Genomic DNA, 19,086 nt, shown 5'->3' with positions numbered 1-19,086 from the left:
CGCCGTCCTCGGTTCTTCGGGCCAAGCACACGACGAACCTCTTGAAGCGCCAACGCCCAACGTTTGAATTTACCGGCGCCGGGACGAGGCGTTGCCGAAGAGCCCAAGCCGCTGCACCGGCGTCCGGTGGAATGAAAAGTTGGACGGGGAACCCGCAATAACCTCCCGCTCGTGTGGCAAGCCGACGCGGCCACGGATCGGCCCGACCCGAAACGCCACGCCGCCAGTGCGCCGACCGAAAGTGCTCCCCCTTGGCACCCCCGATCCAGGCGGCCCTGGTTCGGGCGGGCACGCTACCGCAGGCAAGCGCCACGGTGACCCGTGCTTGGCCCGAAGAACCCCGGCCGGTGGCCCAGCACACGACGAACCTCTTGAAGCGCCAACGCCCAACGTGTCGTTCAGCCGCGCCCGCTGGCGGGAGTCGGCTGCAACGAAGGGTTAGAGCCCATAGCCACATCCGCATGCACCGCAACCACAAATAATCCATCCGCAGGCGACGCACTCAATGTCGATTGAGTTGTCCAGTGGATGCTTGCAGGAGTAGCAATGGGTGACGCGGTGACGCGTCAGCATACCGCGAGGCCTAACGCCTGGATTCTTCAACCCTCTCCTTTCGAAGAAGGCTCCGTGATGTATCTGCGCCCTCTCCGTATGGCTGAGGTTTTCTAGCTTTTCGCGCTCTATCTTCTGTCTTTCTCGTTCTTCCTTTTCAATTTTCTCTCGCTTTTTCGTTCTCAATTCTCTTAACTAAATAAACGCGTTCCTCGTCAAGCAGCGATTTGAAGTTGACGAGCCACGCGGAATACAGGGAAATTGCCTCGTCTGAGACGCGAGAATCAGACACCGTCGCAACGTTCTTTCTCAAGATATCGCGGTTGTATAGTTCTACTTCTTGGGTTGTCTTGTTCCAAAGGACAACCAGATCGGATCCTGCTACTTGCGCGTCTGGATCATGGACAAGTAACTCAGTGCCTTTTTGGCCGACCCAAAGTGCGCTGGAATTCATGGGCTCTAACGTTTGAATTAACCGGCTGGCGCGGCTTTATCGCGCCAGTCCGGGTTGAATGAAAAGTTAGGCCAGAAAACCGTGGTCTGTCCCCGGATTCTACTCATCACTTCCCTCGGTACTTGAGCAGTGCCGCATCTCGAACCTGCTTTACGAGGTCTTCCTCGCACTTCTGTGCCCGATCCATCTTACTGATATAGGCCAAAAACACTGGATCAGTCGGAGGTTCCTTGTCGAATTTGGCAAAGATGTTGAATCCCCGGGATTTAAACAGTTGTGTGTCCTGCGCGGTCGGCGGTGAGCACTTTGCTCGAATCCATTCTGAATACGCGGAAGGAACCACTAGCAAGCGGGCCTTATCAGGTGGAGTGAGGTAATAGACGTCGTCAGAGCCAATTGAGAACATTTTCTCTATTGCAGCGGTCGTCATCTCCATGTTCTCAAGATAGCGTCGGGCTGCGCTGCGCAATTGCCGATGCCTTGCTTCCGCCTCTGGCAATGAGAGGCCAGAAAACTCCTTTGCTTCGAAGTAGGGGCGATGAATCCCGACGGCGGCATCATCCAATGCGCTCCTCGACGTACCAGCGACAAGGAGAAACACGCACGCGCTTGAACATTCTTTCGCAACGAAGGTCCCTGTGGCCGTCTCGCGGATGAACTGACCGATTCTCATTGCCTCCAGAAGGTCGCCTCCAGGCGAATCTAGCGTGAAGTACTTCGGGAAATTACCAGGTGCAGAAACGGACGCGACAATCTTGGCAAGGTCGCCTGGCACTATTTTTCCGGTCAGAAACGTCGTGTATTCGTTCCGTTTCTTGTCGTGCCTTACGTCCATACCGTAACTGAACGTCGGGGCGATCAGCATTAGCAGAAGAAGCACTGTCTTTCTGTTTAGCACAAATGGCTCCTATGCGATCTAACGTTTGAGTTCACCCGCGGACGGAAGCGGGCGCAGCCCGCTGTAGGCCGTCGGGTGCAACGAGGGGTTGGGCGTCAATGCGTCTGGCCACAGAATGAACATGCGTTGCTCGCGTCGATGACGCGAAACTGCTTGCCGCACGCTGTGCAGGTACGTAGTGCGTAACCTTCCGCGACCGCTTGGCCGACAGCAGCCGATGCACCGGAGCGACCAACAACGCGCCATTTGTCGTATGCGAAGTCGTACTCAGCAGCACTGTTGATGTGCTGGAGGGCGATGGTGTAGTGACCGGCATAGCGCATGGCGCCGGCCTGGGCACCTTTGCGAGATACAAGCATGCCGTGCACCTGAAACGTTGCTCCAACCCGGGCAGCGACGTCATCGAGTGTTGCCTTGAGCACTTTGACGTGAGCCAACTTGATGGGCTGATTGAGATGCTTGCACTCGATCAGCACCAGCTTGGGTGGTGCAGTACGGGTGTCTTCGAACGACACATCGATCTGATGGCGAATACCGGATGCGCCAACGACATGGTTGCGCAGGCCACTTCCCACAGTGAGGGAAATCGGAGGCTGAAGGATGGTACGCGCGAGTCCTGCGATGAACTCTTCGAACTCAGCATATGGATGCGTCATGACGCCCAACGTTTGAATTTACCGGCGCCGGGACGAGGCGTTGCCGAAGAGCCAAAGCCGCTGCACCGGCGTCCGGTGGAATGAAAAGTTGGACGGGGAACCCGCAATAACCTCCCGCTCGTGTGGCAAGCCGACGCGGCCACGGACCGGCCCGACCCGAAACGCCACGCCGCCAGCGCGCCGACCGAAAGCGCTTCCCCTTTGCACCCCCGGCCCAGGCGGCCCTGGTTCGGGCGGGCACGCTACCGCAGGCAAGCGCCACGGTGACCCGTGCTTGGCCCGAAGAACCGAGGACGGCGGCCCAGCACACGACGAACCTCTTGAGGCGCTAACGCCCAACGTTTGAGCTAACCGGACCGTTGCGGTATGTGGCTAAAGGCCCAGAATGAAATGGCGGGCCTTTAGCCGCATGCCGCAATGGGTCCGGTTGAGCGAATGGTTAGGCGTCAGTCGGGCCATGTTGGCATTGCGTGAGGCTAACCCTCGCGTTTGACCTCACCGTTTTGTGAGACCCAGAACACATGACACCCTAGAAAGCCGAGCGTGGCCTTCGTTCGCTTCACGAGGTTCTCATAGGTGGTGAAGCCAGCGGGGAAGCCAACGGCGAGACGCGCCTTGTCATTTTCCGCGCGGTATAGCGCCAGATCCAGGAGTGCCCCTGCAAACCAGTGCCTCGCTTGTGTGTTCGCACTACTCTCGGGGAAGCCTTTGACGGAAACCCACAGGGTCGCGCCATCTCTTTCGATCGCCACGATGTCCTTGCCTTGCTCCCGAGTCGCAGTGTCTGCTTGCGACTGAACCGAGGCGCCGGATGCCTTTAGAAACTTGACTATTTCGGATTGCACGTGACCTTCCCAGTACCACGGGCGGTTGACAGAAACGTTAACGAGTGGGCCAGGTCTCTTGACGTCGAAGTGCAGCCCGGACTCTGCGACTTGGGCGCGCGGTCTCTGGTTGTCTGGCTTTAGGAGGCGGCCGTTCGTGATCTTCATCCGATTGCACGCCTCACAACTCTCAGTGAGCCGTGTCAGTACTCCTTCTTGACGTAGTGCGCTGCACGCCTGATAGACGGACTGCCGCGGCTTGACACCAGCCACGTCGGAGAGACAGTCGTCGCACAGCCTGCGGCCAGTGGCAAGTGCGGCAAGAATTCGGTCCTCGCGGGTCATGGTGGTGGAGTTTCTGACGCCTAACGTATAGTGAACACCGATTTCGGTGCAATCTACTTTTTCGCGAGGGGTGTTCCCAGGGGGTAGTTCCAGACGCGTCAAGGTGTATACCGAGACACATTGATGTGTATACTGCGAACTCGTGAGAACAATGCTTAGATTCATAACGAATTGTTGCCCGTGAACACACCAGGAAACACACAAGGAAACACCCCAGGACCGCCGAGAGAGACACCTTCCGGTCCGGAAAACACGCCTGCCGAAACCGGAAACTCCCCCTCCCAACCCAAGCTTCTCGACCAAGTGCGTGATCAGATCCGCTTGCGCCACTACAGCATACGCACTGAAGCACAATATGTCCACTGGGTCAAGAGGTATATTCTCTTTCACCATAAGCGCCATCCCCGTGAGATGGGCGCGACTGAGGTGGAGGCGTTCCTGACCCATCTTGCCGTCGACGAGCAGGTGGCATCGGCGACGCAAAACCAGGCCTTGTCGGCGCTGTTGTTCCTTTACCGCAAGGTATTGGGCGTCGAGCTTCCGTGGCTCGACGATGTGGTGCGAGCCAAACGCTCCCAACGCTTGCCGGTAGTCCTCACTCGCGGCGAAGTTCAGCGTGTGCTGGAGCGGATGGACGGCGTTTACGGCCTGCTCGCGTGTCTCCTTTACGGCACCGGAATGCGCTTGATGGAAGTAATCTGCGCGAGCACCTGCAGCAGCGGAAGCTGCTCTTCGAGGATGATCTGCGGGTCGGCAAGGCGAGCGTCTATCTGCCGGACGCGCTGGAGCGAAAGTACCCGGGGGCAAGCACATCCTGGCCCTGGCAGTATCTGTTTGCTTCGGGAAGTTACTCGGTCGATCCGCGCAGCGGCGTTGAAAGGCGTCATCATCTGGACGAAAAGCTGCTGCAGCGCGCGATGAAGAAAGCGGTCATCGCGTCCGGCATCGACAAACCGGCCACCCCGCACACGCTGCGGCATTCCTTCGCCACCCATTTGCTCGATAGCGGCTACGACATTCGAACAGGGGTAGAGTCGCGCAGCACTTGCTCCCTACAGCGCGCCGAGCACTCGCCGCGGCTGCAGGTGTCCCGCGTCATCAAGCTCGCCGAGACCAAGCAGGCGATTCTCGGCGTAGACCCGGCATTTCCCCGGCAAACCGGCGATCGTGACCGAGTTCCCGTGCCTGAAGCGCTGCCCGGCGACATCGTCCAGGTACACTGCCGGCAGACTCTGCAGCAGGGCATCGGGCGCCAGCAAGCAGTCTCCGCGTGCTTCTTCGGCAAGCGCGGCGAGTTGATCGAGCGTCACCGCATCGGCAATCTGCAGCGGCCCGACAACAAGCCGCCGCAAGGCCGTCAGATGCGCTCCGCAAGCGAGTGCCGCGCCCAGATCCTCGGCCAGGCTGCGAATATAGGTACCCTTGCTGCAGGCGACCCGCAAGCGGCAACGATCGCCTGAAAAATCAAGCAGCAACAGTTCGTGGATCGTCACCGCGCGTGCCTCGCGCTCGACTTCGATCCCCTGGCGAGCGAGCTCGTAGAGCGGTCTGCCGTCGCGCTTGAGCGCCGAGTACATCGGTGGAATCTGGCGAATCGGACCGCGGAAATGGGTCAGTGCGGCTTCGAGTTCGGTACGCCCGAAGCTCACCGGGCTCCGCATCACGACAGTGCCGTCGGCATCGCCGGTATCGGTCCGGACACCGAACAGGAGTTGCGCTTCGTAGGTCTTGTCGGCCGCCAGCAGATCGACCGAGAACTTGGTCGCTTCACCGAAACAGAGCGGCAACAGCCCGCTGGCCATAGGATCGAGGGTGCCGGTGTGCCCGGCCTTGGCTGCCGAAAAGAGACGCCTCGCCGCCTGCAGCGCCGAATTCGAGGACATGCCGGCCGGCTTGTCCAGGAGCAGCACGCCATCGACGCGGCGCCAGCTCTTCCGAACGGTCATGACTTTTTCAGATTCAGCCCAACTCAGGCCTTGTCCGGCTCTTCACCGTGATCCGAGATGGCTACCGCCTCGCTGATCAGCTTCGATAGCTCGGCGCCACGTTCTAGCGAGTCGTCGAAAACGAAATGCAACTGCGGGATCATGTGAATGCTGATGCGCTTGCCCAGCTCGCTGCGCAGAAACCCGGAAGCCTGCTGCAGGCCGGCCTGTACCGAGTCGAGCGTGTCGCTACCCGCCATGCTGCTGAAGTACACCTTGGCATGCGCGTAGTCCGGACTCACCTCGACATCGGTAAGACTGATCATGCCGACGCGGGGATCCTTGAGCTCGCTTTGAATCACCTCGGCAAGCTCGCGGCGGATTTGTTCCGAGATCCGGTCTCGGCGTGAAAATCCCTTGTTTGCCGGCACTTAGAGACTCCTTGCCACTTCCGTGACGTCGTACGCTTCGAGTTGGTCACCTTCCTCGTAGGAACTGAAGTTCTTCAGTGAAAGACCGCATTCGAAACCGGCCCGTACTTCCCTGACGTCATCCTTGAAGCGCTTCAGCGACTCGATCTCGCCATCCCAGAGGACGATATGGTTGCGCAGCAGGCGCGCACGCGAACTGCGCTTGATGACGCCTTCGAGAACATAACAGCCGGCGATGGTGCCGATCCGGGTGGCGCGGAAGACCTGCCTGATCTCGACCAGGCCGGTGACATCTTCGCGTTTCTCGGGTGACAGCATGCCCGACAGCGCAGCTTTCACTTCATCCACCGCATCGTAGATGATGTTGTAGTAGCGAATGTCGACCCCGGCGGCTTCGGCCGCCTTGCGTGCGCCGGCGTCTGCACGCGTATTGAAGCCGATGATGACCGCCTTCGAGGCTTGCGCGAGGTGCACATCGGACTCGCTGATCGCACCCACCGCAGCGTGGATGACGTTGACCTTGACCTCGGCGGTCGAGAGCTTCTGCAAGGACTGTACCAGCGCTTCCTGAGAACCCTGCACATCGGCCTTGATGATCAGCGCCAGGACCTTGGCCTCGGCCTCGGTCATCTGATCGAGAATGCTCTCGAGGTTGGCTGCCTGCTTGGTGGCCAGCTTGACGTCGCGGTACTTGCCCTGGCGGAACAGGGCAATCTCGCGCGCCTTGCGTTCGTCAGCGAGTACCACGGCCTCCTGGCCGGCCGCGGGCACATCGGAGAGGCCGAGGATCTCGACCGGAATCGAAGGACCGGCCTCCTTGATCACCTTGCCGTTCTCGTCGAGCATCGCGCGCACCCGACCAAACACCTGACCAGCCAGCAGGATGTCGCCCTGGCGAAGCGTTCCCGAGAGAACCAGCATCGTTGCCACCGGGCCACGCCCGCGGTCGAGGCGTGCCTCGATGATCAGGCCCTTGGCTGGCGCGTCCCTGGGCGCCTTCAGTTCCAGCACTTCTGCCTGCAGCAGAACGTTTTCGAGCAATTCGTCGATACCGACACCGGTCTTTGCGGAAACCAGGACAAAAGGTGCGTCACCGCCGTACTCTTCGGGCACCACCTGTTCGGTCACCAGTTCCTGTTTCACTCGATCGGGCTGGGCACCCGGCTTGTCGATCTTGTTCACTGCCACGACAATCGGCACAGCAGCCGCCTTGGCGTGGTGAATCGCCTCCCTGGTCTGTGGCATCACGCCGTCGTCGGCAGCCACCACCAGAATGACCAGGTCGGTCGCCTTGGCACCGCGTGCGCGCATCGCCGTGAATGCCTCGTGACCCGGCGTGTCGAGGAAGGTCACCATGCCCCGGTCGGTCTGCACGTGATAGGCACCAATGTGCTGGGTGATGCCGCCCGCCTCGCCACTCGCCACACGGGTGCGACGAATGTAGTCGAGCAGCGAAGTCTTGCCGTGATCGACGTGTCCCATCACCGTCACTACCGGCGCGCGTGCTTCTTGCGGCACGTCCTTCTGCTCGATGGCGCTGTCGTCGAGGAAGGCATCGGGGTCGTCAAGCTTGGCAGCGAACGCCTTGTGACCCATCTCCTCGACGATGATCATCGCCGTCTCCTGATCCAGCACCTGGTTGATGGTCACCATCGAACCCATTTTCATCAGGGCCTTGATCACCTCGGTTGCCTTGACCGCCATCTTGTGTGCCAGGTCGGCGACGGAGATCGTCTCGGGCACATAGACCTGGTGAATCACCGGCTCGACGGGCAACTGGAAGGAATGCTGCTCATCTTCGTCACTGACGCCGCGACCGGATCGCTTGCCGTGCTTGTTGTCCCGCCAGCCCGTGCCACCAGTAGCGCCGCGTGTCTTGAGTCCGGGACGCTTGTTGGCGCCTTCGCTCTTCCATTGCCCCTTCTTGTCGGCAACCTTCTTTTCGGGCGCTTTCTTTTCGGCAACCTTCTTGTCGGCCGTCGCCGGTTTGGCGACCGGCTTGTGCAGTGTCTTGTCTTCGGCTGGCCGCTCGCTCGCGGTCTGGGCGGCAACCTGCTTGGCCACCCCGGCCGCCTTGGCCGCGACCGCCTTGTTCTCGGCATCCTGCTTCAGGCGTACGAGGTCGGCGCTGCGTTGCTGCTTGCTCTTGAACTCGGCTTCCTGACGAGCACGCAACTCGGCGTTACGCCGCTCTTCTTCGGCGCGCAGGCGCTGCTGCTCCTCGCCGATGATCGAAGCACGTGTCACCACTTTTTTGGCGCTGACCTTGGCGTCAGCCGCCACCGGCGCTTCGGTTTTCGTCGCCGCGGCCGCTGTAGCGGCAGGCAGGTCTGGCACCGGCCGGGCTTTCGCCCTGGCCGGCGATTCGGACTTCACGGCAAGAGCTGGTTCCACTTTCACTGCGACAGGCGGTGCGGATTTCTTGACTTTCGCTTCGACGACCGGTTCTCTTTTCTCGACCCTCTCGACTTTTTCGACGTTTTCGGCTTTCGCAGCGACGACCGTCTCGATTTTTTCGGTTTTCCCCTCGACGACCGGCGCAGTTCTGATCTCGGCAAGCGCTTCCACCCTGGCTTCAACGACTGCCTCGGCCGCCGCTTTCGGCAAGGCCGGTGGCAACTCGGCGCGGACTTCGGGTGCCTCCCGCTTCACGAGAACGCGCTTCTTGCGAACTTCGACCTGCACCGTATGCGATTTTCCGTGCGAATCGTGTTGCCGGATCTCGGTCGTTTCCTTGCGCGTCAGGGTAATCTTGGTCTTCGCATCCGTCTGACCATGCGCCTTGCGCAAATAATCCAGCAACCTCGACTTGTCCTGCTCGGACAGCAGGTCATCAACCTGTTTCTTGGCCACACCGGCTTTATGCAATTGTTCGAGCAGCGAACCAGCCTGCATCTTCAGCTGTATGGCAAATTGGGCAACACTCGTTTGCGCCATATGAATTCCCCTCTTTCCCGCTTACTCGAACCAGTGCGCACGCGCCGTGGTGATCAGTTGTTTGGCCCGTTGCGCATCAATGCCGGTCATCTCGGTCAGTTCGTCGACTGCCAGGTCGGCGAGATCGTCGCGCGTCTTGATGCCATTACCAGCCAGTTTTCCGGCCAGCGACTTGTCCATCCCTTCAAGGCCCAGCAGATCCTCGGCGACGTTACCGATTTTTTCCTCGGTGTCAATGGCCTCGGTGAGCAGAACGTTACGCGCCCGCTCGCGCAACTCCTGGACGGTGGCCTCGTCGAAGGATTCGATCTCGAGCATTTCGTGCAGCGGTACATAAGCCACTTCCTCGAGAGTCGAAAAGCCTTCGTCGATGAGGATGTTCGCCACATCCTCGTCGACATCGAGTTTCTCCATGAACAGCACGCGAATCGCCGCCGCCTCGGCCTCGACCAGGGTCTTCGACTCTTCCTCGGTCATCAGGTTGATCGTCCAGCCGGTCATTTCCGAAGCCAGGCGAACATTCTGGCCGCCACGGCCAATGGCGATTGCCAGGTTCTGCTCGTCGACGACCACGTCCATGCTGTGCTTGTCTTCATCGACGATGATCGAGCTGACTTCAGCCGGCGCCAGCGCGCCAACCACGAACTGTGCAGGATCAGCCGACCAGAGAACGATGTCAACTCTTTCACCGGCCAGTTCATTGGTCACCGCCGTGACTCGCGATCCACGCATGCCGACGCAGGTACCGATCGGATCGATCCGCTGATCATTGGACTTGACGGCAATCTTGGCGCGCATGCCGGGGTCACGGGCAGCAGCCTTGATTTCCAGCAGGCCATCATCGACTTCCGGGACTTCCAGCGCGAAGAGCTGAATGATGAACTCCGGAGCGGTACGCGACAGGATCAGTTGCGGACCGCGGGCGGATCGGTCGATGCGCAGCAAATATGCTTTGACACGATCACCCATGCGCAGGTTCTCGCGCGGAATCATCTGATCGCGTGGCAGCACTGCTTCCATCTTGCCGGTTTCGACAATCGCATTGCCGCGCTCCATGCGCTTGATCGTCCCGGTTACCAGATGCTCCTTGCGCGCCAGGAATTCACTCAGCACCTGTTCGCGCTCGGCGTCACGAATCTTCTGCAGAATCACCTGCTTGGCAGCCTGCGCACCAATGCGACCGAAGTCGATGGGTTCGAGAGACTCCTCCAGATAATCACCGATCTCAACCTCGGGATCCTGCTTCTGGGCTTCCGACAGCGACACCTGCTGTTCCTCGTCGAGAAAGTCTTCGTCGGCAACGACTTCCCAGCGCCGAAAAGTTTCGAAATCACCGGTTTCGCGATCAACCGCGACGCGTACATTGGCGTCGTCGTGGACGCGCTTCTTGGTAGCCGATGCCAGCGCCAACTCCAGCGCGCCGAAGACGATGTCTCTGGTCACGTTCTTTTCACGTGCCAGAACATCTACCAGCAGCAAGATTTCGCGGCTCATTTCTTCATTACCTCCTAAACCGGCTTCTCGCCCGATTTCATCGTGTCGAACTTGGGAATTACCCGTGCCTTTTCCAGATTGACCCGATCGAACTCCATTTCGCCTGTATCGGTCTGCAGACGGACCTTGCCGTCGTGCACGCCAAGCAGGACGCCACTGAAATTGCGCCGACCGTTCAAGGGCAGGCGTAACTTGAGACTGATTTCCGAACCCGCGAAACGTTCGAAGTCAGACGCTTTCTTCAGCGGTCTGTCGATCCCCGGCGAAGAAACTTCAAGACGATCATAGTCGACGTTTTCGACGGTCAGCACGCGTGACAGATGATTGCTGACCAGCGCACAGTCGTCGATATCCACGCCACGCGGCTTTTCCGGTTTGTCGATGAAGACGCGCAGAACGCGGCCACGCGGGCTACGTTCCACGTCCACCAGCTCGTAGCCGAGACCAGTCACCGTGATTTCAAGTAGTTCGTGCACATCCATGGCTGCAAATAAAAAAATGGGCGAATAGCCCATCCCCGAAAATTGCCCCTGAGGGGCGAGCGGAAAACCCTTGGATTATAACGAAAATATCGGCAGGGGTAAATCAGCCTGTGATCGGAAGAGTACTCTCAAGCGGGTCGCGGCCGCCGCGGCGGGCGGCCGGATTCGGCAGTCGCCATGCCGAAGTCGGCAAGCAGCTTCTTTACCTCGGCCTCGGGAAGTTCGTAGACCTGCCCCCGCTTCAGGCTCGGCGGCAGCACAAAGGGACCGAAGCGAACACGCATCAGGCGACTGACGACGACGCCGACGGCTTCGAACATGCGCCGCACCTCACGGTTGCGACCTTCGAAAAGGGACACGCGATACCAGCGATTGGCACCCTCTCCGCCAGCTTCCTGAAAGCTTGCAAACTTCGCTGGACCGTCGTCGAGTTCGATGCCATCGAGCAGACGCCGGCGGGCATCGTCGGGCAAGTCGCCGAGGATGCGCACCGCGTACTCGCGCACCAGCTGATAACGCGGATGCATCAGTCGATTGGCGAGATCCCCCGAGGTGCTCAGGAGCAGCAGGCCACTGGTGTTGAAATCGAGACGGCCGACCGCCACCCAGCGTCCGGCCGACATCCGCGGTAGCGAGGTGAACACGCTCGGCCGATGCTCCGGGTCGTTGCGCGAAACGATCTCGCCTTCGGGCTTGTGATAGAGGATCACCCGCGGCAAGCGGTCGGAGAAGCGCAACTGCACCAGCTTGCCATTGACCTTGATCCGGTCGCCCGGACTGACCGTCTGACCGAGCTGCGCCGGTTCGCCATTGACGTGGATGCGACCGGCGGCAATCAGTGCTTCCATCTCCCGGCGCGAGCCGATGCCGCTGTTGGCCAGCAGCTTGTGCAATCGTTCCGGCTTGCCTGCAGTCTCCAGATGACGAGTGCGCCGTGCCGACTCGCCGGCGCTCGCTCCTGGTGCCGGGCGTGCTTTCCTGGCCGGGTCAGCAGACTCCAGAGGAGCTGCCGGTGGTCGTCGCTGCCCCGCTGCTAGCGATGCCGGCGCGGCTGGACGTGGCGAACGAGGAGTGGAACGAGAAAAGTCCGCGGTTGGGCGGCGTTTGTTATTGGGCATCAGCAAGTTCCAGGGTGGAATGGATTTGTTCGAGCGCCGGCAGCTCGGCGAGGGTGCGAAGACCGAGGTCGTCGAGGAATTTTTTGGTCGTCGCCAGCAGTTCCGGTCGACCGGGCGTATCGCGATGGCCAACGACCTCGACCCAGCCACGCTCTTCGAGTACCCGGATCACCTGTGTGGCAACCGTCACGCCGCGGATGTCCTCGATGTCACCACGCGTCACGGGCTGACGATAGGCGATGATGGCCAGCGTTTCCAGCACTGCCCGTGAATAGCGCGGTGGTTTTTCCGGGTGAAGCCGTTCCAGATAGGGCAGGTACTCGGCGCGCGTCCGAAAACGCCAGCCGCTCGCCACCGGCAGCAACTCGAGTGGTCGCTCGCTCCATTCGCCGCGCAACTCGTCGAGCAGTCCGCGCAGGATCTCGGCAGTGACCTGGTCGGCGAATACCTTGCGCAGGTCGTTCAGCGTCAGGGGTTCTCGAGTGCTCAGCAGCACCGCTTCCAGAACCCGTTTCACTGTCGCAACGTCGGGGGGTTTCGCGGCCGGCACTGCCGACACTGCCGGCACTTCACCGGGAGTCACTGTGGGCATCGGCCAAGCGCAGATAGATCGGAGCGAATGCTTCCACCTGCGTCATTTCAAGCAGATGTTCACGTGCCAGCTCCAGTAAAGCCAGAAAATGCACGACCAGTACCGGCGCCCCCAGCGTCGGGTCGAAGAGGTCGACGAACTCGACAAAGCCGTCGGCATCGCGCAGACGACGCAGGATCAGGGTCATGTGCTCGCGCACCGACAGTTCCTCGCGCTGCAGCAGGTGCCGGGTATGCAGTCTGGCCTGCCGCAGAATACCGCGCCAGGCGTTCTGCAAATCCAGCACCGTGACTTCCGGCAGACGTCGCAGCAGGGTCTTTTCGACCCAGACCTCGACCCAGTCGAAATCGCGCTCAGCCTGCGGCAGTTCATGGAGCGCCTGCGCGGCCAGCTTCATCTGCTCATATTCGATCAGTCGCCGCACCAGTTCGGCACGCGGGTCTTCCGCCTCTTCGCCGATGGCGGCTTTCGGTCTTGGCAGCAGCATCCGCGACTTGATCTCGATCAGCATCGCCGCCATCACCAGATAGTCGGCTGCCAGTTCGAGGTTTTGCGAGCGCATCGCTTCCACGTAAACCAGATACTGCAGGGTGAGTGGCGCCATCGGAATATCGAGCACATTCACGTTGGCCTTGCGGATCAGATACAGCAGCAGATCCAGTGGCCCCTCGAAAGCGTCGAGCATGACCGCCATCGCATCGGGAGGGATGTACAGGTCGTGCGGCATCTGCGCCAGCGGTTCGCCGTAGATTCTGGCCAGCGGACTGACCGGAGTCTCGATCGGTGCCGCTGCCACGGCGATGGTCGCGCTAGCGCTCATCGCGGATCGCCGAACTGCACCATTGCTTAATGTGAAAGTCGCGTATGCGACTCACGAATCTCCCCTCCCCCCTCGCGGGGGCGCAGGCGGGGTTTCGCGGAGCACCGCTCCGCGCCGCCGCAGCCGGCCCGCGATGCAGCGCGGGCCGTGGAAGGGGTCGGGGGAGAGGGAAACGGTCATGACTTTCATGATCGGGGGTGCCTGGAAAAGTCATGACCGTTAGCGGTAGTCCATTCCCATCGCCTGACGCACGTCGCGCATCGTTTCTCGCGCGAGATGACGCGCCTTGCTGTTGCCGTCGGCAATGATCGATCGCACCAGTTGCGGATCGTCCAGAAAAGGTTGCGCACGCTCGCGCATCGGTGCCTGCTCGCGCAAGATGGCGTCGATGACCGGCTGCTTGCAGTCCAGGCAACCGATGCCGGCGCTGCGGCAACCTTGCTGCACCCAGGCCTGACAGGCCGCGTCCGAATACACCTGATGCAATTGCCAGACCGGACATTTGTCCGGATCACCGGCATCGGTACGGCGAATCCGCGCCGGGTCGGTCGGCATGCGCCGGATTTTCTGCGTCACCGAGGTGGCGTCCTCGCGCAGCGTGATCGTGTTGCCGTAGGATTTCGACATCTTCTGGCCATCGATCCCAGGCATCCGCGAGGCCTCGGTCAGCAGCGCACCCGGCTCGACGAGAATCATCTTGCCGGTGCCTTCGAGGTAGCCACGGAGGCGCTCGCGGTCGGCGTGCGAAAGGTCATGAACCTCGTCCAGCAGCGCGTGTGCCTGCTCGATCGCCGCCTGCTCGCCCTGCTGCTGGAAACGCGTGCGCAATTCTTCATAACGGCGCGCCCGCTTCGACCCGAGCTTCCTGACCGCCTCCCTGGCCTTGTCCGCGAAACCCGGTTCGCGTCCATAGAGATGATTGAAGCGGCGCGCCACCTCACGCGAAAACTCGATGTGCGGCACCTGATCCTCGCCCACCGGCACCTTGTCGGCCCGGTAGATCAGGATGTCGGCCGACTGCAGCAAGGGATAGCCGAGAAAGCCGTAGGTCGACAGATCCTTGTTCTCGAGTTTTTCCTGCTGATCCTTGTAGGTCGGCACGCGCTCCAGCCAGCCCAGCGGCGCCATCATCGACAGCAGCAGATGCAGTTCGGCATGTTCGGGCACCTGCGACTGGATGAACAGGGTCGCCCGTGCCGGGTCAACACCGGCTGCCAGCCAGTCGATGACCATCTCCCAGGTAGCATCGACGATGCCCTGCGGGTCGTCATACTGGGTGGTCAAGGCGTGCCAGTCGGCAACGAAGAAGAGACAGGGATACTCATATTGCAGCCGCACCCAGTTCTTCAGCACGCCGTGGTAGTGGCCGAGATGCAGGCTGCCGGTCGGGCGCATCCCGGAGAGGACTCGTTCTGCGTACATGTTCTGTCTTTGGCGGTTCAGGAGGGTAATTGAAAAAGGATCTCGATCAGTGCTTCAAGCACTCGCATCACCGGTGTCAGAAGCGAACTCAGAACACCGGTGAACAGCAGCAACAACATGATCGGAAAGCCGAAGCGTTCGACTTGCGCAAAGCGCCAGGCGGCTTCTGGCGGCAGCAGGCTGACGGCAATCCGCCCGCCATCCAGTGGTGGCAGTGGAAACAGGTTGAGTACCATCAGCGCGATGTTCACCCCCATTCCGTAATGAGCCATGACCTGCATCGGCAAACTGAAAAAACTGTGCGTCTGCAGCAAGGCCAGCTTCATCAGCGCCGCCCAGAACAGCAGCATTGCGAGATTGGCCGCCGGGCCAGCTGCGGCCACCCACAACATGTCACGCTTCGGGTGATGCAGACGCCCGAAATTCACCGGTACCGGTTTTGCCCAGCCGAACAGAATGCCTCCCGTCGACAGCAGCAGGATGATCGCCGGCACCAGGATCGTCCCTACCGGATCGATATGCTTGAGCGGATTGGCCGTGATCCGCCCGGCCTGCCAGGCCGTCGGATCACCGAAATGGCGGGCTACATAACCATGGGCAGCTTCGTGCAGGGTGATCGCGAGGATTACCGGCAACGCAGCCAGGATGAAAACAGTGGGGTCCATGCCTCGTTCCTCAGTCCAAACCCACCGGCGCCAGCGCGCCGAGCCCGGCGCGCACCAGCAGCGGCAGCGCACCGGTCAGATCAACCACGGTCGTCGGCTCGATCCCGCAATAGCCACCGTCGAGGATCAATTCGATCTGGCTGTCGAGCCGTTCACGGATTTCCCAGCCTTCGGTCAGTGGATCTTCATCACCGGCGACGATCAGGGTCGAAGTCAGCAATGGCTCGCCAAGCGCTTCGAGCAAGGCCAGCGTGACCGTATGCGCCGGAATGCGCAGCCCGATGGTCTTGCGCCTGGGGTGCAGGACGCGCCGTGGCAATTCGCGGGTTCCCTCGAGAATGAAGGTATAGCTGCCCGGCGTCGTCGCCCTGAGCAAGCGGTAGCGGGCATTGTCGACACGCGCGAACTGACCGATCTGCGACAGATCGCGGCACATCAGTGTCAGGTGGTGACGGTCATCGACACCACGCAGACTGCGAATTCGTTCGACTGCGGCCTTGTCGCCGAGATGGCAACCGAGGGCGTAACTCGAGTCTGTCGGCAGTGCGATGACGCCACCCTGACGGACGACTTCGGCGGCCTTCTGCAGCAGCCTTGCCTGCGGATTATCGGGATGAATCGTGATGTACTGAGCCATGATGCCTTCCGGTCGCTCAGAACATCTGCCAGACGGGTTTCAGCCCATCCGGCAGTGGTGCCAGTTTGCCCAGATCGACATAACTCTCGCCCGGCCCGTGAAAATCGGAGCCGCGCGACGCCAGAAAATCGTACTCCCTGGCCAGGCGCCCGAAAACCTCCACATGCTCCTGCGTATGACTCCCCGACATGACCTCGATCGCCTGCCCGCCCAAGGCCTTGAAGTCGCCGAGAAAGCGCCGCATCTCGGCGCGCGACAGCTTGTAGCGCCCAGGGTGCGCCACCGCTGCAATCCCGCCGGCGCCAAGAATCCAGCGCACCGCATCGGCCAGCGTCGCCCAGCGATGATCGACATAACCCGGCCGACCAGGAACCAGGTACGACTCGAAGACGCTGCGCAGGTCCTTGCAGACGCCATTTTCAACGAGATAGCGACCAAAATGCGCGCGACTGACCAGGCTCGGGTTGGCCGCATAACGCATCGCGCCTTCGAAAGCACCAGCGATGCCGACCTTCTCGAGCGCCGCCGACATGCGCCGCGCACGCTCGATCCGGCCCGAGCGAATCGTCGCCAGACCGTCGTTCAATACCGGATCGGCGCTGTCGAAAGCGAAACCCAGGATATGAATCTGCAGCGTCTCCCACTCGATCGAGATCTCGACGCCGTTGACGAAGGCCATCCCCAGTTCTTCCGCCGCTGCCCGCGCCGGCGATAGGCCATCGAGGTCATCGTGGTCGGTGAGCGCCAGCATGTCCACACCATTCGCCGCTGCTCGACGGACCAGGTCGTCCGCAGAAAGGAGACCGTCCGAGCAGGTGGAATGACAATGGAGATCGCAGTTGAGCACGTGGATAGGCCAGTAGGGGCGGCCGGAAATCGGCAACTGCACATGATAACACAGGCAAAGGCCTGCACCCGGTCACTTGCGCCGCTCATGCAGCCCTGAATATGGCGCGTTGCCGAAGGAGCAACGAACGCCCGGTCGTAAGCGCCCTTCTGATCACTAATAGGACGGTCGCCAGCCTCCAGGATCCTTCGCCTTTTTCGCTGCCGATGGCGCAGCGTCCGGGGTCGCCAGGGCAGCGCCGGCAGCGTAGTCGGCCAGCTCGATCCGCTCGCCTCCGACCACCGCTCCGCCCTTGCGAACCAGATTTTCCATCGCCAGAAAGCCGCGCATCCTCTCGGGAGCGACCCAGGCCGTGCGGTCGAGCTGAACGCCGCTGCCCAGGTCGACGCCGCGGGCTTCGATGCGGTAACTGTCGAAAGTTCCGGCAGGCAAGGTGATCCGCTCGCGTGCGGCGACACGCAACTCGAAGCGCACATTGACCTTCGTGCCATCCGCCCGGGTGACGATGAACTGTGCCGGCCAGCGCTTGCCGAGCGCGTAGTCGTTGATGAAGAACTGGTAGGGTGTCCAGCTTGTGCCGTCAGGAGCGCGGACATTGTTGCCGAACAGGTCGCTCACCTTGCTGCCGTCGTTGTACAACACCTCGTCGCCGGCGATCCTGAGAACGGTATCCGTGCTGCGTGCGGTTTCGGTCTGGCTGACGAGATCGACGGTGCGATACGTGTAACGCTCGCCGGGGCGGAACGAAACCACCTTGCCGCTGTAGGAAGCGGCCTTGCCGTCGGCAGCGCCCGGCACGCACATTTCCGGCCCGAGCGGCGGCGGTGGCGCTGCCTGGACAGGCTTTTCGCCGCGCTCGCGCAGGACCGCGTCGAGTCGATGCTGCGCAAGCTCGGCAAACTTGCCACTCGGCCGCTGCCGGATGAAGGCCTCCAGTGGCTCGGGATCTTTCGCTTCGCGCAGGCTGTTCCAGGTCGCCAGATCGGCTTCGAACTCCTTCTGCTCGCGGCTCAGGTCGCGACCGCTGCCAGCGACGAAGGCGAAATCACCTTCCAGCGAGGTGCTCTCCCAGGGAATCTGCGCGCCCTCGGAAGCCCGTCGCACCGCCAGCCGCACGCGCTTGAAGACGTCTTCGACCGGTGCGCCCGGCACTTTCATTTCCTTCAGCAGATTCTCGGTGTACAGCCCATGCGCACCCTCCCCGTCGTCGGCGGTGTTGCCGGGTGCGGTGGCGTAGGCCAGCAGCGTGCCGGGCGGCGCGTCGAGCTGCGAGAGACCCCGGTCGTCGGTGCGGAAATCGCTGCCAAAGGGATTGTTGCGGCAGGCGTCGAGAATCACCAGATTGAGCGGATTGCGCGCACGCCCGAGACTTTCGAGCAAGAGGCCGACGTCGACGCCCTGCGCAGCAATATCCGACGGGCGGGTGATGCGTACATCCACCGGCAGCATGAAATTCCGCCAGTTGAGCTGGACACCATGGCCCGCGTAGTAGAAGACACCAACCGCCCGGTTGTCGCGCGCGAGCGCGTCGCCGAAGCCGCGGATGGCTTCCTGCAATTCGCGGCGCGGCGCGTCCACCTTCAGCGTCACGCGAAACCCCGCATCGCGCAGGCGTTCGGCGACCGCGCGCGCATCGCGCGCAGGGTTGACGAGCGGTGAGGCGACATAAGCGCCGTTGCCGATCACCAGGGCGATTCGTCCCGCTGCCGCTTCAGGCGCGACAGCCGAGGCGCTCAGAGGTGCAAGGAGCGCCAAACAGGTACAGAGTGCGGTGACTTTTTGGGCAGGGCGTGGTGGCTTCATGGAGTCTGCTTTCCTTACTATGAAAGTCGCGAGCGACTCTCGAATCTCCCTCCCCCCTCGCGGGGGAGGGGTCGGGGGTGAGGGGAAACGGTCATGACTTTCATCATCGGGGGTGTCTTCTAAAGTCATGACCGTTTGGTTGATGGGCACACACATGGTCAAACGCTGTGGGACCGATTATGCC

General features: G+C 61.3%; 17 protein-coding genes and 1 pseudogene. 1 reads left to right on the top strand and 17 read right to left on the bottom strand.

Annotated features, from left to right (window positions below):
- Window positions 1-709: 709 nt before the first annotated feature.
- The 4 genes from E4Q08_RS15020 to E4Q08_RS15005 all read right to left on the bottom strand — a co-directional run bounded on the left by E4Q08_RS15020 (window position 710) and on the right by E4Q08_RS15005 (window position 3,552).
- A complete protein-coding gene (locus E4Q08_RS15020; RefSeq protein WP_169070979.1) occupies window positions 710-1,006 on the bottom strand; it encodes a hypothetical protein in 297 nt (98 codons plus the stop codon).
- A gap of 106 nt (window positions 1,007-1,112) precedes the next feature.
- Window positions 1,113-1,904, bottom strand: a complete 792-nt coding sequence (locus tag E4Q08_RS15015) for a COG3904 family protein (RefSeq protein ID WP_169070978.1) — start codon at window positions 1,902-1,904, stop codon at window positions 1,113-1,115.
- Window positions 1,905-1,999: 95 nt separating this feature from the next.
- Complete coding sequence (locus tag E4Q08_RS15010; RefSeq protein ID WP_169070977.1) at window positions 2,000-2,560, bottom strand: hypothetical protein; 561 nt, start codon at window positions 2,558-2,560, stop codon at window positions 2,000-2,002.
- Window positions 2,561-3,036: 476 nt separating this feature from the next.
- Window positions 3,037-3,552, bottom strand: a complete 516-nt coding sequence (locus E4Q08_RS15005) for a hypothetical protein (protein WP_169070976.1) — start codon at window positions 3,550-3,552, stop codon at window positions 3,037-3,039.
- Between the two features lie 480 nt (window positions 3,553-4,032).
- On the opposite strand from E4Q08_RS15005, the pseudogene E4Q08_RS15000 reads away from it, so the two are divergent.
- Window positions 4,033-4,754 (top strand): annotated as a pseudogene (locus tag E4Q08_RS15000) (phage integrase N-terminal SAM-like domain-containing protein); the annotation flags it as partial.
- Between the two features lie 27 nt (window positions 4,755-4,781).
- On the opposite strand, the gene truB reads toward E4Q08_RS15000, so the two are convergent.
- The 13 genes from truB to E4Q08_RS14935 all read right to left on the bottom strand — a co-directional run bounded on the left by truB (window position 4,782) and on the right by E4Q08_RS14935 (window position 18,902).
- Window positions 4,782-5,675: a tRNA pseudouridine(55) synthase TruB gene (gene truB / locus E4Q08_RS14995; protein ID WP_034913272.1), complete on the bottom strand. Its 894-nt coding sequence runs from the start codon at window positions 5,673-5,675 to the stop codon at window positions 4,782-4,784.
- A gap of 23 nt (window positions 5,676-5,698) precedes the next feature.
- Window positions 5,699-6,085 (bottom strand): 30S ribosome-binding factor RbfA, encoded by a 387-nt coding sequence (gene rbfA / locus E4Q08_RS14990; RefSeq protein ID WP_034913270.1) that lies wholly within the window; start codon window positions 6,083-6,085, stop codon window positions 5,699-5,701.
- Window positions 6,086-9,022: a translation initiation factor IF-2 gene (gene infB / locus E4Q08_RS14985; RefSeq protein WP_034913268.1), complete on the bottom strand. Its 2,937-nt coding sequence runs from the start codon at window positions 9,020-9,022 to the stop codon at window positions 6,086-6,088.
- A gap of 21 nt (window positions 9,023-9,043) precedes the next feature.
- Window positions 9,044-10,516, bottom strand: coding sequence for a transcription termination factor NusA (gene nusA / locus E4Q08_RS14980; protein WP_169070975.1), 1,473 nt, complete (start codon window positions 10,514-10,516; stop codon window positions 9,044-9,046).
- 14 nt (window positions 10,517-10,530) lie between these two features.
- Window positions 10,531-10,998: a ribosome maturation factor RimP gene (rimP, locus tag E4Q08_RS14975; protein WP_034919962.1), complete on the bottom strand. Its 468-nt coding sequence runs from the start codon at window positions 10,996-10,998 to the stop codon at window positions 10,531-10,533.
- 128 nt (window positions 10,999-11,126) lie between these two features.
- Window positions 11,127-12,116: a pseudouridine synthase gene (locus E4Q08_RS14970; RefSeq protein ID WP_169070974.1), complete on the bottom strand. Its 990-nt coding sequence runs from the start codon at window positions 12,114-12,116 to the stop codon at window positions 11,127-11,129.
- A complete protein-coding gene (scpB, locus tag E4Q08_RS14965) occupies window positions 12,106-12,708 on the bottom strand; it encodes an SMC-Scp complex subunit ScpB (protein WP_169070973.1) in 603 nt (200 codons plus the stop codon). The genes E4Q08_RS14970 and scpB overlap by 11 nt, the downstream gene beginning before the upstream one ends.
- Window positions 12,686-13,528 carry a segregation and condensation protein A gene (locus tag E4Q08_RS14960; RefSeq protein ID WP_169070972.1) on the bottom strand — a complete coding sequence of 281 codons (843 nt, stop codon included), beginning with the start codon at window positions 13,526-13,528 and terminating at the stop codon, window positions 12,686-12,688. Before E4Q08_RS14960 ends, scpB begins: the two co-directional genes overlap by 23 nt.
- Window positions 13,529-13,747: 219 nt before the next feature.
- Window positions 13,748-14,950, bottom strand: a complete 1,203-nt coding sequence (locus E4Q08_RS14955) for a tryptophan--tRNA ligase (RefSeq protein ID WP_169070971.1) — start codon at window positions 14,948-14,950, stop codon at window positions 13,748-13,750.
- A 17-nt stretch (window positions 14,951-14,967) separates the two neighbouring features.
- Window positions 14,968-15,615, bottom strand: a complete 648-nt coding sequence (locus E4Q08_RS14950) for a site-2 protease family protein (RefSeq protein ID WP_169070970.1) — start codon at window positions 15,613-15,615, stop codon at window positions 14,968-14,970.
- Between the two features lie 10 nt (window positions 15,616-15,625).
- On the bottom strand, window positions 15,626-16,252 hold the full coding sequence (locus E4Q08_RS14945) for an L-threonylcarbamoyladenylate synthase (RefSeq protein WP_169070969.1): 627 nt from the start codon (window positions 16,250-16,252) through the stop codon (window positions 15,626-15,628).
- A 16-nt stretch (window positions 16,253-16,268) separates the two neighbouring features.
- On the bottom strand, window positions 16,269-17,105 hold the full coding sequence (locus tag E4Q08_RS14940; RefSeq protein ID WP_034919972.1) for a 3',5'-nucleoside bisphosphate phosphatase: 837 nt from the start codon (window positions 17,103-17,105) through the stop codon (window positions 16,269-16,271).
- Between the two features lie 150 nt (window positions 17,106-17,255).
- Complete coding sequence (locus tag E4Q08_RS14935) at window positions 17,256-18,902, bottom strand: caspase family protein (RefSeq protein WP_169070968.1); 1,647 nt, start codon at window positions 18,900-18,902, stop codon at window positions 17,256-17,258.
- Between the last annotated feature and the right edge of the window lie 184 nt (window positions 18,903-19,086).

This window comes from Candidatus Accumulibacter contiguus (genome assembly GCF_012940005.1).
GTDB lineage: Bacteria > Pseudomonadota > Gammaproteobacteria > Burkholderiales > Rhodocyclaceae > Accumulibacter > Accumulibacter contiguus.
This window is presented reverse-complemented; position numbering and strand designations above follow the sequence as displayed.

Coding starts and splice junctions, on each gene's coding strand:
- E4Q08_RS15020 (WP_169070979.1), bottom strand. CDS start 1,006: ATGAATTCCAGCGCACTTTGGGTCGGCCAAAAAGGCACTGAGTTACTT.
- E4Q08_RS15010 (WP_169070977.1), bottom strand. CDS start 2,560: ATGACGCATCCATATGCTGAGTTCGAAGAGTTCATCGCAGGACTCGCG.
- E4Q08_RS15005 (WP_169070976.1), bottom strand. CDS start 3,552: ATGAAGATCACGAACGGCCGCCTCCTAAAGCCAGACAACCAGAGACCG.
- truB (WP_034913272.1), bottom strand. CDS start 5,675: ATGACCGTTCGGAAGAGCTGGCGCCGCGTCGATGGCGTGCTGCTCCTG.
- infB (WP_034913268.1), bottom strand. CDS start 9,022: ATGGCGCAAACGAGTGTTGCCCAATTTGCCATACAGCTGAAGATGCAG.
- nusA (WP_169070975.1), bottom strand. CDS start 10,516: ATGAGCCGCGAAATCTTGCTGCTGGTAGATGTTCTGGCACGTGAAAAG.
- rimP (WP_034919962.1), bottom strand. CDS start 10,998: ATGGATGTGCACGAACTACTTGAAATCACGGTGACTGGTCTCGGCTAC.
- E4Q08_RS14970 (WP_169070974.1), bottom strand. CDS start 12,116: ATGCCCAATAACAAACGCCGCCCAACCGCGGACTTTTCTCGTTCCACT.
- scpB (WP_169070973.1), bottom strand. CDS start 12,708: ATGCCCACAGTGACTCCCGGTGAAGTGCCGGCAGTGTCGGCAGTGCCG.
- E4Q08_RS14960 (WP_169070972.1), bottom strand. CDS start 13,528: ATGAGCGCTAGCGCGACCATCGCCGTGGCAGCGGCACCGATCGAGACT.
- E4Q08_RS14955 (WP_169070971.1), bottom strand. CDS start 14,950: ATGTACGCAGAACGAGTCCTCTCCGGGATGCGCCCGACCGGCAGCCTG.
- E4Q08_RS14950 (WP_169070970.1), bottom strand. CDS start 15,615: ATGGACCCCACTGTTTTCATCCTGGCTGCGTTGCCGGTAATCCTCGCG.
- E4Q08_RS14945 (WP_169070969.1), bottom strand. CDS start 16,252: ATGGCTCAGTACATCACGATTCATCCCGATAATCCGCAGGCAAGGCTG.
- E4Q08_RS14935 (WP_169070968.1), bottom strand. CDS start 18,902: ATGAAGCCACCACGCCCTGCCCAAAAAGTCACCGCACTCTGTACCTGT.